This is a genomic window from Entomomonas moraniae (assembly GCF_003991975.1).
GTDB classification, from domain to species: Bacteria; Pseudomonadota; Gammaproteobacteria; order Pseudomonadales; family Pseudomonadaceae; genus Entomomonas; species Entomomonas moraniae.
The window spans coordinates 2,530,502-2,545,025 of record NZ_CP029822.1 but is presented as its reverse complement, the minus strand read 5'-3'; the positions used below and the strand labels follow the sequence as shown (position 1 = coordinate 2,545,025).

General features: G+C 38.0%; 14 protein-coding genes and 1 riboswitch. Of the genes, 8 read left to right on the top strand and 6 right to left on the bottom strand.

Translation table 11 applies throughout. The features are described from left to right. Window position 1: 1 nt before the first annotated feature. From DM558_RS11825 to DM558_RS11805, 5 genes are all read right to left on the bottom strand, one after another. On the bottom strand, window positions 2-475 hold the full coding sequence (locus DM558_RS11825; RefSeq protein WP_127164186.1) for a sn-glycerol-3-phosphate transporter: 474 nt from the start codon (window positions 473-475) through the stop codon (window positions 2-4). 69 nt (window positions 476-544) lie between these two features. Beyond that, complete coding sequence (locus DM558_RS11820) at window positions 545-1,480, bottom strand: aspartyl/asparaginyl beta-hydroxylase domain-containing protein (protein ID WP_127164185.1); 936 nt, start codon at window positions 1,478-1,480, stop codon at window positions 545-547. 83 nt (window positions 1,481-1,563) lie between these two features. Then, window positions 1,564-2,370 carry an N-acetylmuramoyl-L-alanine amidase gene (locus DM558_RS11815; RefSeq protein ID WP_127164184.1) on the bottom strand — a complete coding sequence of 269 codons (807 nt, stop codon included), beginning with the start codon at window positions 2,368-2,370 and terminating at the stop codon, window positions 1,564-1,566. 15 nt (window positions 2,371-2,385) lie between these two features. Next, window positions 2,386-3,240, bottom strand: a complete 855-nt coding sequence (locus DM558_RS11810) for an endonuclease/exonuclease/phosphatase family protein (protein ID WP_127164183.1) — start codon at window positions 3,238-3,240, stop codon at window positions 2,386-2,388. A 79-nt stretch (window positions 3,241-3,319) separates the two neighbouring features. Continuing rightward, window positions 3,320-4,000 (bottom strand): thiol:disulfide interchange protein DsbA/DsbL, encoded by a 681-nt coding sequence (locus tag DM558_RS11805; protein WP_127164182.1) that lies wholly within the window; start codon window positions 3,998-4,000, stop codon window positions 3,320-3,322. Window positions 4,001-4,200: 200 nt separating this feature from the next. On the opposite strand from DM558_RS11805, the gene yihA reads away from it, so the two are divergent. From yihA to DM558_RS11765, 8 genes are all read left to right on the top strand, one after another. Continuing rightward, entirely contained in the window at window positions 4,201-4,818 is a 618-nt protein-coding gene (yihA, locus tag DM558_RS11800; RefSeq protein ID WP_127164888.1) for a ribosome biogenesis GTP-binding protein YihA/YsxC, read from the top strand. A gap of 222 nt (window positions 4,819-5,040) precedes the next feature. Next, window positions 5,041-6,027, top strand: a complete 987-nt coding sequence (cyoA, locus tag DM558_RS11795) for a ubiquinol oxidase subunit II (protein ID WP_127164181.1) — start codon at window positions 5,041-5,043, stop codon at window positions 6,025-6,027. A 2-nt stretch (window positions 6,028-6,029) separates the two neighbouring features. Further along, the gene (cyoB, locus tag DM558_RS11790) at window positions 6,030-8,078 is read left to right on the top strand and encodes a cytochrome o ubiquinol oxidase subunit I (protein WP_109701528.1); all 2,049 of its coding nucleotides are present in this window, start codon (window positions 6,030-6,032) and stop codon (window positions 8,076-8,078) included. Continuing rightward, complete coding sequence (gene cyoC / locus DM558_RS11785; RefSeq protein ID WP_109701529.1) at window positions 8,075-8,746, top strand: cytochrome o ubiquinol oxidase subunit III; 672 nt, start codon at window positions 8,075-8,077, stop codon at window positions 8,744-8,746. The genes cyoB and cyoC overlap by 4 nt, the downstream gene beginning before the upstream one ends. Beyond that, window positions 8,746-9,105, top strand: coding sequence for a cytochrome o ubiquinol oxidase subunit IV (cyoD, locus tag DM558_RS11780; RefSeq protein WP_162540021.1), 360 nt, complete (start codon window positions 8,746-8,748; stop codon window positions 9,103-9,105). The genes cyoC and cyoD overlap by 1 nt, the downstream gene beginning before the upstream one ends. A gap of 12 nt (window positions 9,106-9,117) precedes the next feature. After that, complete coding sequence (cyoE, locus tag DM558_RS11775) at window positions 9,118-9,978, top strand: heme o synthase (protein ID WP_127164180.1); 861 nt, start codon at window positions 9,118-9,120, stop codon at window positions 9,976-9,978. Window positions 9,979-10,066: 88 nt separating this feature from the next. Next, a riboswitch (FMN riboswitch) is annotated at window positions 10,067-10,206 on the top strand. A 107-nt stretch (window positions 10,207-10,313) separates the two neighbouring features. Continuing rightward, window positions 10,314-10,985 (top strand): 3,4-dihydroxy-2-butanone-4-phosphate synthase, encoded by a 672-nt coding sequence (gene ribB / locus DM558_RS11770; RefSeq protein ID WP_127164179.1) that lies wholly within the window; start codon window positions 10,314-10,316, stop codon window positions 10,983-10,985. A 215-nt stretch (window positions 10,986-11,200) separates the two neighbouring features. Next, window positions 11,201-12,580, top strand: coding sequence for an MFS transporter (locus tag DM558_RS11765; protein ID WP_228411740.1), 1,380 nt, complete (start codon window positions 11,201-11,203; stop codon window positions 12,578-12,580). Window positions 12,581-12,586: 6 nt separating this feature from the next. On the opposite strand, the gene DM558_RS11760 is transcribed toward DM558_RS11765, so the two are convergent. Beyond that, window positions 12,587-14,497, bottom strand: a complete 1,911-nt coding sequence (locus DM558_RS11760) for an ATP-binding cassette domain-containing protein (protein ID WP_127164178.1) — start codon at window positions 14,495-14,497, stop codon at window positions 12,587-12,589. Window positions 14,498-14,524 lie beyond the last annotated feature (27 nt).

The following is a 14,524-nucleotide window of genomic DNA, read 5'->3' as shown; positions in this document are numbered from 1 at the left end:
TTTAGAATGAGTAGCCTACATTGACCATTAAAGCATTAAACCCTAAGAGAAAGGCTTCTGCATTTACTCTTTTGATTTGAATACCTACACCTGGAATAATAGCGGGTGCTATTCCTAAGTTATTTAATGGAATTTTATTTCTATATTTCCCATGGTAGCCCTGTATTAGTCCGCCAGATAACCGAGCATAAAAAGGTGTGTTTTCTAGCTGATAGCGTTTGCCTGCATAGACATAAAAAGAGCGTTGTCTAAAAGAGTTACGAAACGTAGCTCCCCCTATGAACCATTTTGAGGGAAAGTTATAGTCAATACCGATGAGGTCTTGATGATTATTGTGCTCAGGTTTAGGGTGAAAGTGAGTGGTATAGACACTTGTTTCGATATGCCAGTGTCCTTTTTCCTGAGTGTCCGCTATTGTTATTTGAGAGGTGGTTAAAAAGCTTAATAAGGCTATTTTATAGAAACTACTTGCCATGTTTGTCCTTTGACATGACTAGGGTTTGGTTGTTTTAAAACCCTAGTTGTCTTTTATGTCAGTAATGCATTAGAAAATCCATTTAATAATGATAACTAAAATAAGAATAATAGCAATTATCCTTATAATATTATAGGTAGTACGTGACTTACGCTTTAATGCTTTAATCGGTGTGCTAATTAGCTTCGACAGTTTTATAAACCAGCCATAAGCTCGGTTGGCAAAACCTGCATATTCTCCATCAATATTTTGAGGTTGTGTTAGATAAGCTAATATATTGGATACCCATTGATTGATTGTGTACATTGGCTCTTTTAATGGACGGTCTAAATCACAAAAGAAAATTAGTCGTGAGTCATCTGTGTCGTTGATGACATAGTGAATATAGGTTTCGTCAAAAATAAAATCTTCACCATCATACCAAGGTTGTGCTTGCTCATCGATATAAATAGCACATTTTTCTGAGTTAGGTGTTGATAGGCCAAGATGATAGCGTAATGTGCCTGCAAATGGATCGCGATGGGCATTTAAATGGCTACGGGCAGGTAGCCGAGTAAAAAGAGCATTTTTAATCATGGGTACTTGTCTTACCAACTCGAGTGTTTTTGGGCACAATGTTTCAGCTGAAGGCAAAGTTTGTTTATTCCATGTTAAATAAAAGCGTTTCCAACCTTTTTTAAAGAATGAACCAAAGCCTGCCTCATTGCCGCCGATCGCAGCTCGAATGTAACCTTCATCGAACAATCTCAATCCCTCTTCTTTGATGACTTCCCAATTTTCTTTAATAAAATCCATTTCCTTGAAATCTTCCCGATTGTAAATGGGTTGTGATTTTTGTTTAGAGAAGATATACATTAAAGCATTGTAAGGAGCAAAGAGTGCAGAGTAGTTAAAAAACTGTCTTAAAAGTGGCAGTCGACGCGAGCGTCCATGGAAGTAGACATAAAGCACGCCCCATACGAAGAAAGCGACAATTAATAATTTAATTAATGTAGAAACTGTCATAGTGAATAACCTTTATAAAAGTAATAGATAACCCAATTACTACCATGATATTGAAAGCAAGTATTGTATATAACTATATATGATCATTTAGGTATAGCAAAGTTCTTATTTGCTACAACAAATAAAAGCGCGGCAGTTTTACTATCAACAATACCAGTAAAATTGTCAGGTTGATAACGCATTTGGAAAGCAATGATAGCTTTAACGGTATCGGCATCGAGTTGCCCTGTTTGAGGAGTTGTATATCCAATACGTGCTAGTTTGTTTTGTATCCAGGCTGTACTAGGTAGACCTTCTGCATCAAAAATAGCTTGCTGTCTACTGACGGCTATTTCATTTGGCCAAATAGCGAGTCCTTCTTTAGCAAGTTCTCGCCAAGGGAAAAGAGGTCCAGGATCAGACTTTCTTTGTGGCGCAATATCGCTGTGTCCTAAGATGTTTTTACTCGGAATGTCATAGCGTTTTTGGAGTTCTCTCAATAAAACTTTGAGTGATTTAATTTGGGCATCAGAATAACGGTACCAAACTCTCGTTTTTTGAGGTGTTTCTTTATAACCTAGATTCACGAGTTCTATGCCAATGGAGCTATTATTAAGAGAGTTTCTACCTTGCCACTCGCTGATACCCGCATGCCATGCTCGTTTTTCATCATTAACGAGTTGATAAATTGTACCATCCTTACTAATAAGATAGTGGCTGCTTACATTGGCTTGGGTAAGTAAATGAAGGGATCGCATAAGGTCAGCCGCTGTATAGTGCACAATAATATACTGTATACGGTTATCTTGTGCTTGTGATACATAGTTCTTATCTATTTTCAATCCACTTTGGCAGGCACTTAACCAGAGGAGGCAAAAAATGATGAGTGATTTTTTCAATAAAAATTTCATGTTTTAATGGTCTGCTTATAGGTTATATAGGGAATGATTAATATTAGATAGAAGTACTTCAGGCAGTTTTATGCTGACCTCTATTGGTAAATGATCGGATATAGGTTGCTGTAAAACGTTGATATTATCTACTGTAAGGTCTTTACTTAATAAAATATGATCGAGGCAGCGTTTAGGGTTCCAGCTAGGGTAGGTGGCCGTATTTTGTGGTAAAACGAGATCAAGCTTTTGTAAAGCGGAGTTATCTACGAGCTCAAATGTTTCAGCATTCATATCGCCCATGAGAATGTGATACCTGTAAGGGGCAATCATCTTATAGATATAGTCGAGTTGTTCTTTACGTGCCTTTTTACTTAGCGCGAGGTGCATGACTACAATAATAAGTGAATTTTCACCTTCACCAAAACGAGAAAAAATAGCTCCCCTCCCTCTCATTCCTGGTAAGGGATGATCTTCAATAACGTTAGGTTTAAAGCGAGTCAACATGCCATTACTATGCTGTGCGAGTTTCCCAAGGTTACGATTGGTTTGTTGATGCCAGTAAGGAAAGTTAGCGAGTTTAGCTAAGAACTCTGTTTGATTAATTCCGCTTGAGCGTAAACTTCCACCATCGACTTCTTGTAACGCTACAAAGTCATATTGTTTTATTAAGTCTGCAATGCGTTGTAAATTTTTTATGCGATCTTTATAAGGCAGAATATGTTGCCAACTTCTTGTGAAATAGTGATGGTAATGGCTCGTTGAGTTACCTACTTGTATATTAAAAGTGAGTAACTTTACGATCTCATTAGGAGCAAGAATAATGGGGCTACTCTCCTTATTCTCATTAGGACTAAGGTGAGTAGCCACTTCTTTTCTCTTAATATTCATTCCAGTATTTATCCAATTATTAATATCTTCGAATCATAATACTGTACTTTGAATACTAGAAATTTGTTTATGTTACTTTTTATTTCGTTGCTGTTTCAGCAGTTTGTTTTAATGCATCACGTTCTTTTTTGATTAAATAGTTGGTTATGTTCATTAGTTCTGTAGGATCTGGAACATTATCATTTAAATCAACACGATATTTGCCATTAACAATAATTGCAGGAACACCTGAAATACCATATTTTGCTAATGTCTTTTTATCTTTTTCTAATTGTGATTGAACACCAAAAGAATTATAAGTATCTAAGAATTTTTGTTTGTCTACGCCATGTTGTGAAACGAATTCAGCCATGTCTTCTGGTGTAAGAAGAAGGTTTTTACGTTGTTGAATAGATTCAAATACGGCAGAATGTAACTTCTCTTCTGCACCTAGTGTGTTAAGTGTAATGAAAAGTTGGCCATGGATAGTCCATAGTTTACCGAATAATGCAGGCATACGAACAAAATTGACATCCTCTGGTAAGTCTTTAGCCCATTTATTAATAATAGGTTCTAAGTGATAGCAGTGAGGGCAGCCATACCAGAAAACTTCTGTTACTTCGATTTTGCTAGGGTCTGATGTAGGAATAGGATTTGGTAAAACGGTATATTCTTTACCTGGTTGTGGATCTGGAATTGCTAAAACTCCTACTTGCGCATGGGCAATATTAAAAAAAATAGCTGAAAGGACAACAATCCCTGCTATAAAAAAACGACGCATATTTCTCTCCGTTACCTATATACTAAATAATTGACAGTTAAATTATATAGTTGGGTACAATACCTAAAAAAATAAGAATTGCAATAATTTGTTGTGATGGTTTTGTGTCAGAGTATGAAAACAGATAGCAATGATTAAAAATAGAACAATGTGTTATTATGACAGACAGAAATAATATTAATTTAGGATGTGAAGATGTTATGTCGGGCAGTAAATTTTTAGGGCTATGCCAAAAAGCAACTTTTTTAATAAGTGCAGCTAAGGTCGAGCAATGCCCAGACGATATTGGTTATGAGGTTGCATTTGCGGGGCGGTCAAATGCTGGTAAGTCAAGTGCCATTAATGTACTGACACGTGCTAATTTGGCAAGAACTTCTAAAACACCAGGTCGAACACAACTAATAAATTTTTTTGCGCTTGATAATGAGCGCCGTTTTGTGGATTTGCCTGGTTATGGTTATGCGAAAGTTCCTCTTCCTTTAAAAGAGCATTGGAAGAAGCATTTGGATGCTTATCTGTCTACTCGAAAATCTTTGGTGGGGATTTTTCTTATGATGGATATACGTCACCCATTAACTGATTTTGATAAAGTACTGCTAGAGTGGGCAGATACGTCTAATTTGCCTGTCCACATATTACTGACTAAGGCTGATAAGTTAACCTTTGGTGTTGCTAAAAATACACTACTAAAAGTACAACAGCAACTAAACTCTTATCATAATACAACAATCTCTGTTCAACTTTTCTCAGCGGTAAAGCGAGATGGATTGACTGATGCCTATTCTATACTGCGACAATGGCTACATTTTGAAGGCTGATTAAATCTGTTACAATTATATGGCTAAGCTTAGAGTCTATTTCTTTAGACTTCTGCGCGAGGTGTTTGGGTGCTTTATACTCAAATAAATATAAGTGCTTAAGACTATTTATTTCATATGATTATTGTTATTTTGAAATGCTCAAAGTAGGGTGATAAGCATATAAAAGAAGTAGCCTTAGGTTAAGAATAATGGTAAAGGCTCCTCTGAAGAGGTTGAGAGATGAGAAATCTAAAATATCCACGTTTGTTTACCATACCACTCTTATTCGCTGCATTATTGTTGAGCGGATGTGATGTGGCTTTGTTAAACCCCAAAGGATATATAGGTCATGAAATTAAGGCGTTAATTATTACAGCAGTATGCTTAATGCTGATTGTAGTGGTTCCTGCTATTTTTATGTCACTGTATTTTCCTTTTAAATACCGTGAAGGTAATAATGCTAAATATTCTCCTAAGTGGGAATTTTCGGCGAAAATTGAAACATTAGTGTGGGGTGTACCTATCATTATAATAATAATATTAGGTATTGTTACTTATCACTATACGCACAAAATTGATCCTACTAAACCTATTCCTGCAGAAGTATCTTCAGCCAAACAAATGGATATTCAGGTTGTCGCATTAAGATGGAAATGGTTATTTATTTACCCTGAGCAAGGTATTGCAACGGTAAACCAAGTGGTTTTCCCTGAAAACACTCCCATCAAATTTGAAATTACTTCAGATACCGCTATTACTTCTTTCCTTATTCCTGAGCTTGGTAGCCAAATTTATGCCATGGCAGGAATGGAAACAAAACTACACTTGATTGCTGATAAACCAGGTGTATTCCAAGGTACAGCAGCTAACTTTATTGGCTATGGTTACTCATACATGTTATTTAAAGCAGTGTCTGTAACTAACTCTGACTTCGAAAAATGGGTTGCTGACGTAAAAGCCGGTACAGCAAAAGATCAAGTAGATGGCAATGAAATCGTTGCTATGGATTTAACGCCCGAAGTGTATAAGGCATTAAAAGATAAAAGAAATGAAAATTTCTTTGAGCCTGTTGCTTTGTATAAGTTAACACCAAGCTTGTATGGAAAAGATGGTTTGTTTGAGGATATTTTAGAGTCATATATCCCAGTAAATGGACCAAAAGGGATTCCTGTAAAAGATGAATTAGTGCAGGCGGAATCTCATAATGCAATATCTGGAGGCCATTAATTATGTCAGGTTTTACTAGTGGAAACTTAGACAGTTACAATAACCTAACTGGGTATTTATCTTGGAAGGCTGTTCCAACTGATGAACCCATCGTCATGTGGACAGTGGGTGTTGTTCTTGTCTTAGGTGTACTTGTTCTGGGTTTAATTACCTTCATGGGTTGGTGGAAACCCCTCTGGAAAGATTGGATTACAAGCGTTGACCATAAAAAAATAGGCATCATGTATATTGTGGTGGCCATTCTTATGTTGGTGCGTGGATTTGCTGACGCATTACTAATGCGTACCCATTTGGCGCTTGCGTCTGCTGAAGGGTATACCGCAGGACATCCATCAGGGTATTTACCACCCGATCATTATAACCAAATCTTTACGGCACACGGTGTGATCATGATTTTCTTCATGGCGACTCCATTGCTATTTGGTTTAATGAATATCCTTTTACCACAACAAATTGGTGCACGTGATGTTGCGTTCCCATTTTTAAATAACTTTGGTTTCTGGTTAACAGTTGCCGGCGTTATTGTGTGTAATATCTCATTGGGTGTTGGTGACTTCGCAACAGGTGGGTGGTTAGCCTATGCTCCTGAGACAGGAATAGAAATGAGCCCCACCGTCGGGATGAACTATTATCTGTGGAGTTTACAGCTGTCGGGTATAGCAACCACAATCGGTGCAGTTAACTTTATTGTGACAATTTTAAAAATGCGTGCTCCAGGCATGACATTGATGCACATGCCTATTTTTACATGGACATGTCTATGTACTAATATTTTGGCTGCTTGTGTATTCCCAATTTTAACCGTAGCTTATGCTTTATTAACCTTAGACCGTTATTTTGATTTCAACTTCTTCACCAATCATATGGGTGGGAATGCGAAAATGTACATTAACTTGGTTTGGGCATGGGGACATCCAGAAGTATACTTCTTAGTATTACCTGCATTTGGTATCTACTCAGAAATCGTACCTGTTTTCTCAGGTAAACCATTGTTTGGTTATAAAACCATGGTTTATGCAACCGTTTCTATTGTTGTACTAAGTTTACTTGTATGGGGTCACCACTTCTTTACCATGGGGGCAGGTGGTAATGTCAATGCCTTCTTCGGTATTATGACAATGATCATCGCTATTCCTACAGGGGTGAAAGTGTTTAACTGGATCTTTACAATGTATGAAGGTCGAGTTAGATTTACTGCGCCTATGTATTGGGTGATTGGTGCATTAGTGACTTTCACTATTGGTGGTATGACAGGTGTTATGTTAGCTGTTCCACCGATTGACTTTGTTGTTCATAACAGTTTGTTCTTAGTAGCACATTTCCATAACACTATTATTGGTGGTGTTGTTTATGGCTATTTAGCAGGTCTTGTATTCTGGTTCCCTAAAATGTTTGGTTTCAAAATGCATGAAGGAACTGGTAAAGCATCATTCTGGTGTTGGTTGGTTGGTTTCTACTTATCATTCATGCCATTGTATGCGTTAGGATTCATGGGGTTAACTCGTCGTATGAGTCAGTTCCAGTCAACTGAATATGCTCCTTACTTCTTTGTGGCAATGATTGGTACGTTCTTTATCTTATTTGGTGTGATTTTCTTAGTATTATCATTATTAATTGGTATTTTACAACGTAACCAAACACGTGACTTAACCGGTGATGCTTGGGGTGATGGTCGTTCTTTAGAGTGGTCATTAGCTTCTCCTCCTGCACCTTATAACTTTGCTGTTATTCCAAAGATTTATGGCAAAGATGCTTTCTTTATGCTTAAAGAGAAAGGTGAGGCTTATAAGCGTCCAGAAAAATATGAAGCAATTCATATGCCTAAAAATACAGGTGCTGGCTTTGTTATCGGTATGCTTTGTGCTGTATGGGCATTTGCACTTGTTTGGCACATCTGGTGGTTGGCTATTGTTGGATTCGGTCTCTCTGTAATTACTTATATTGTGCATGCATTTGATGATGACAGAGATTACTATATTTCAGCAGAGGAAGTGGAACGTATCGAGAACGAACGTTTTGAAAATCTAGCAAAGGCAGGTATTAAGTCATGACAGCTGATACTATGAAAACTGTACATGGAGCGGAGCATGATCATCACGATCATGACTCTAGTTCTATAACAATTTTCGGTTTTTGGATATATATCCTTACCGATTTAATGATCTTTGGTTGTTTATTCGCAGTTTATGCAACTCTTGATCCATCTTATGGCGTAGCAATGTATTTCCCAACAATGCTAGATGCCAATGGCCAAGTAGTTGCATTTTCTGCAAAGGAATTATTTGAGCTTCCTTTTGTGCTAGTTGAAACCTTTGTATTACTTTTCAGTAGTATTACTTACGGTTTTGCAATGATTGCTGCACACAATAGTAAGAAGAGCCAAGTATTATTATGGTTGTTAGTTACTTTTATCCTAGGGGCAACCTTCATTGGGATGGAAATCTATGAGTTCTATCACCTTGTCCATATGGGTAATGGTCCTACCTCTAGTGCAACTATGTCAGCGTTTTTCACTTTAGTGGGAACACATGGTCTACACGTTACAGCAGGTTTATTGTGGATGCTTGTAATGATTGCACAAGTAGCAGGCAAAGGTTTAACTAATAAAGTTAATACACGTTTATCATGCTTGAGCTTATTCTGGCATTTCCTAGATATCGTTTGGATCTGTGTATTCACTTTCGTTTATTTGAAAGCATATACTGTGGGAGTGATGTAATGACTGATCATAAATCATCAGGACATGGCACTGTATCAACTTATATTGTAGGCTTTGTGCTGGCTGTTATTTTAACAGTCATTCCATTTTGGATGGCGATGACTGGCACACCTAATTTTGCGATATTAGTGGTATTTGCTGTTGTACAAATTATTGTGCATGTTGTGTGTTTCTTACATATCAACTCGTCACCAGCACAGCGTTGGAATTTAATGACCTTTGTTTTTGCTGTAATAACAATTTTAATTATTGTTATCGGTTCAGTATGGGTTATGGAAAATTCAATGCAGAACATGATGAGCGACAAGCAATATAATAACATGCATAACATGCATAATATGCATCAAGATATGAAGTAGAGGCTACATTAAATGCTAAAGAAGTATTGGCTTGTTACTAAGCCTGGAATTATCTTCGGTAATTTAATTGCTGTTGTGGGTGGATTCTTCTTAGCCTCAAGTAACCATTTTGATTTTGTTAAATTGGTTGCTGTGATGTTGGGGACTTCTTTAGTAGTTGCATCGGGTTGTGTCTTTAATAACTATGTTGATAGAGATATAGACTCGGTGATGGAGCGTACTAAAAATCGAGCCATGGTGCGGGGATTAATATCCCCCACTGTGGTATTAATTTATGCAACTGCATTAGGGATTGCGGGCGCGCTTATCCTTTATTTTTTTACAAATATCTTGGCATTAGGCTTTGCCATCATGGGCTTTATTGTCTATGTGGTGTTGTATACGTTATATTTTAAGAGAAATTCTGAGTACGGTACGATTATTGGTAGCCTCTCTGGAGCGGCGCCTCCAGTGATCGGTTACTGTGCAGCAAGAGGCCATTTTGATTTAGGTGCTGCCATTTTATTATTAATATTTTGTTTATGGCAAATGCCTCATTCTTATGCTATTGCCATCTTCCGTTTTAATGATTATAAAGCCGCAGATATTCCTGTTTTGCCCGTTAAGCGCGGCATTAGTATCGCTAAAAGACATATTGTGGGTTATATTGTTGCTTTTACAGCAGCCGCTATTTCTCTCTATGTTTGTGATTACGCTGGAATAGGTTTTGTAATTGCTACGAGTTTAATTTGTTTCTATTGGCTATTTGTAGCGATTAAAGACTATAGTAAAGTTAATGAAGTACAATGGGCTAAGCGCCTTTTTATTATTTCAATTTTTGCGATCACGCTTTTAAGTGTCATGATGTCTTTTGAGGTTAATTGGGTACAATAACCTTTCTATCTTTTTCTATTTTCATTGGCTAGGTTTACTGTGTAATTATCCTAGTCCTTTGCTTTTGCTTAAAATAAGCGTATTATAAAAAAGTCTTCAGGGCGGGGCGTAATTCCCCACCGGCGGTGAGTCAATCAAGACAAGCCCGCGAGCTTTTTGTGGTTTAAAATAGCAGATTTGGTGAGATTCCAAAGCCGACGGTTAAAGTCCGGATGAAAGAAGATGCACTTCAACAGATTTTGTTGTCCTGTAGCTTTGCTATAAAGTTTTGTGCTTTATAGTTTTGCCCTGGAACGTTTATCTCTCATTTTATTATTGGCGAGGAGCGTTTCCATATGTTTTGTTCAAATGATTTTTCAAGAGTTAATGCAGCTATTAAAGCGTATCAACAAGGCTTACCTGTTTTATTATCTGATGATAATGATCGGGAAAATGAAGCGGATATTGTTGCAGCAGCAGAAAATATTACCCTTGAAACAATGGCCTTAATGATTAGAGAAGGCAGTGGTATTGTTTGTTTGTGTTTAACCGAAGAAAAAGCACAAGAGTTATCATTAGAACCGATGGTAAAAAATAATGAGTCGCGTTATCAGACGGCCTTTACTGTTTCCATTGAGGCTAAAGATGGGGTGACGACAGGGGTGTCGGCTGCCGATAGAATAACAACGATACAAGCCGCATTATCTTCAAATAAGCAGCATAAAAAAATTGTGAGTCCAGGTCACGTATTTCCGCTTAGGGCAAAGCCACAAGGTGTTCTTGAGCGCAGAGGGCACACAGAAGGTTCCATTGAAATAGCAAAGTTAGCAGGTTTAAAGCATGCGGCCGTACTATGTGAGTTAACTAATCCTGATGGCTCAATGGCAAAAGGGGCACAGGTGGAGTATTTTGCTAAGCAGCATAATATCCCCATGTTGACTATTAAAGAGCTTGTAGACTATGCTATAACAAAGAGTGAGCAAATGCTAAAATCACCTGTCACTGATTACCAAGTGGCTAATGCTTAATTAGCGTGATTCATACCTTTACGTTGTAAATGTAAAGGTATGTTACATTAGTTTTATGGTTATGAACTGATATTCATGTAAAATTATGGGAGTACGAAATATAGCTTTCATAAATTTTAATTTGAGCTTGGATAGTCTACACAATAAAAAAGTCAGGCTTATTTTGTTAGTTTATTCGAGTATGTAATTATTTTTATATTATTTGAGATGTTTTCATGTCATCAGTGGGTAAGTCCTCTGAGCAAATGAATCCAAAGGAAGTGCGCGCAACCGTAGGGCTTTCGTTGGTTTTTGCTTTTCGCATGCTGGGTATGTTCATGGTTTTGCCGGTGATGGCTATTTATGGGCAGTCTCTACAGGATGCAACACCTATTCTTATTGGGTTAGCAGTTGGTGCCTATGGCTATACTCAAGCTGTCCTACAAATTCCATTGGGTATGCTGTCTGATCGTGTTGGGCGACTACCTATCATTTTAATTGGATTATTGCTTTTCTTTATCGGCAGTGTAGTTGCCGCAATGTCTGGTAGTATCTGGGGTGTATTGTTTGGTCGAGTTCTTCAAGGAATGGGGGCTATTTCAGCAGCTGTTATGGCATTACTCTCCGATTTGACTCGAGAGCAAAATCGTACCAAAGCAATGGCATCAATTGGTATGAGCATAGGTGCCTCCTTTGCGGTTGCTATCATTATGGGCCCTATTTTGGCCAATCACTTTGGTTTACATGGTTTGTTTTGGTTTATTGCCGCAATGGCCGCATCAGGTTTTTTATTGATGGTTTTTGTTGTACCAAAACCTGATCAACGTCTTATTCGACGTGATGCGGCAATTGCTAAGGCTGACTTTTTGCCCACCTTAAAAGATCTTGATTTATTTCGCTTAGACTTTTCTATTGCGGCAGTTCATATGGTCATGATGGCCAATTTTTTAGCTTTGCCAATGATTTTATTGAATGACGTTGGATTACCTAAAAATCAACATTGGTGGGTATATCTCATTGCCTTTATTGGTTCTGCCTTTGGTATGATTCCAATGATTATTTTTGGAGAAAAGAAACGAAAACTAAAGCAGGTATTGATCGCAAGTGTTTGTATTTTATTGGTGTGTAGCCTTTTCTTTTTATTCGATCACTCTTCTGTATGGGCATTGCTCATAGGCATCTTAGTATTTTTTATTGCATTTAATACCATCGAAGCTATATTGCCCTCGATGATTAGTAAGGTTGCTAAAGCCGGAGCCAAAGGTACTGCTATGGGCATTTTTTCAACGAGCCAGTTTTTAGGTGCAGGGATCGGTGCTTCTGCCAGTGGTATATTGATAAAGTTTGGGGGAGTGTCCGCAACGTTCATTGGTAGTATTGTTATTTGTGTTATTTGGTTAGCTATTCTTTTAAGAATGAAAGAACCACCATATGTCACGAGTATTAGATTAGCTTTGTCTGAGAATCAATTGGCTAATCCACAACTTATTGCCTCTTTATTAGAACAACAAGGCATATCAGATGCTTTTATTGCACCTGATGAGCAGGCTATTTACATCAAATTTGATAAACAATATATAAAAGCTGAACAAGTAGAAGCATTAGTTTTAACATAAAGAGACTTAATCTATGGCACTTAATTGTTGTTGTAGACTTTCTAGCTGTTCTAAAGCAATTAACCAGCTTTCTTCGGCAGTAGCTTGTTGGTTCTTTAAATTCGCTTGTTGTTCAAGTAATTGCCGTAAGTTCTCCTTTTGGCTAGCCTCATAAAGATTGCTATCTGCAAGTTTCTCTTCAATGACTACTAATTGATTTTGCAACGTCTCAAGTGTTTTTTCAAGTTTATCTGCTTCTTTTTTATACGGTGCTAATTGCTGTCTTAGGCTCGCCGCTTGCTGACGTTGTGCTTTTTTATCCACTTTGTCATCAGTAGATTGTTTGGTATTTAGGGGCTGTTGTAAGGCCCTATAATCGATTAGCCATCGAGCGTAGTCATCAAGATCGCCCTCAAAGGAGTCTACTTTGCCATTAGCGACGAGTAAAAACTCATCGGTGGTACTCTTCAATAGGTGGCGGTCATGAGATACAACGAGAACAGCCCCAGAGAATTCTTGTAGTGCCATAGTGAGCGCATGTCGCATTTCTAAATCCAGGTGGTTAGTTGGCTCATCCAATAATAATAAATTGGGCTTTTGCCATGCTATGAGTGCTAAAGCTAGCCTTGCTTTTTCACCACCTGAAAAGTTTGTGATGACTTCATCACAACGGTCACCTTTGAAATCAAAGCCACCTAAAAAATTACGTAATGTTTGCTCTCTTTCAGTAGGGGCAATTCTTTGTAAATGTAGTAAGGGGCTTGCTTGATCATCGAGCGCTTCTAGTTGGTGTTGGGCAAAATAGCCAACGGCTAAATTTTCTCCTTGCGTAAGCTGCCCGCTTAATAGCAACAATTCTCCCGCAAGGGTTTTTATGAGGGTGGATTTACCCGCACCATTAGGCCCTAGTAAGCCAATTCTTGCGCCAGGAACAACATGCAATTTAACATTAGATAATACGGTTTTATCACTATAACCTAAAACAGCCTCCCTTAATCCTAAAAGAGTGCTAGAAATTTTATCGGATTCCCGAAAGCTAAAGTTGAAGGGTGAGTCTACATGTGCAGGGGCTAGTTCCTCAAGTCTTTCGAGTGCTTTAATACGGCTTTGTGCTTGGCGGGCCTTAGTTGCTTTTGCTTTGAAGCGAGAAATAAAGCTTTCCATATGGGCGCGTTGTGCTTGCTGTTTTTCATAAGCTTGTTGTTGTTGGGCTAAGCGTTCAGCACGCGTTCTTTCAAAGGCTGAGTAGCCACCTGTATAAAGCGTTAATTTTTGTTGTTCTAAATGGATAATATGATCAACGACACTATCAAGGAAGTCTCTGTCATGAGAAATAAGAACGAGAGTCCCTTGGTAGCTTTTAAGCCAACTTTCTAGCCAAATAATAGCATCTAAATCTAAGTGGTTTGTGGGTTCGTCAAGGAGTAGCAAATCTGATGGACACATTAAGGCTTGTGCCAGATTAAGGCGCATTTGCCAACCACCCGAAAAATGTTTGATGGGTTTTTCCATTTCTTCATTAGAAAAACCAAGCCCCGATAACAATCTACGAGCCCTCGCTTCGGCCGTATAGCCATCAGCATTTTCTAACTCTGTGTGTAGATGTGCTAATTGTGCTCCTTCGTGTTTAGACTCTGCTTCTGTTAGTTGTTTTAGTATTGAGCGTAAGCGTGTATCACCATCGAGTACATAGTCGATGGCTAAACGAGACTGATCTGTTATTTCTTGGCGCATATGGGCAATACGCCATTCTTTTGGAATATATAGTTCACCACCGTCAAGATTTAATTGGCCGCGTAGCAAGGCAAATAAGCTAGATTTACCAGCGCCATTAGCACCAATAAAACCTGCTTTTTGTTTAGGATGTAACGTGAGACTGGCATCATTTAAAAGTATTTGAGGACCACGTTGTAGCTTAATATTTTCTAGTCTAATCATGATGTACACAGTTTAACAGATTCGTTA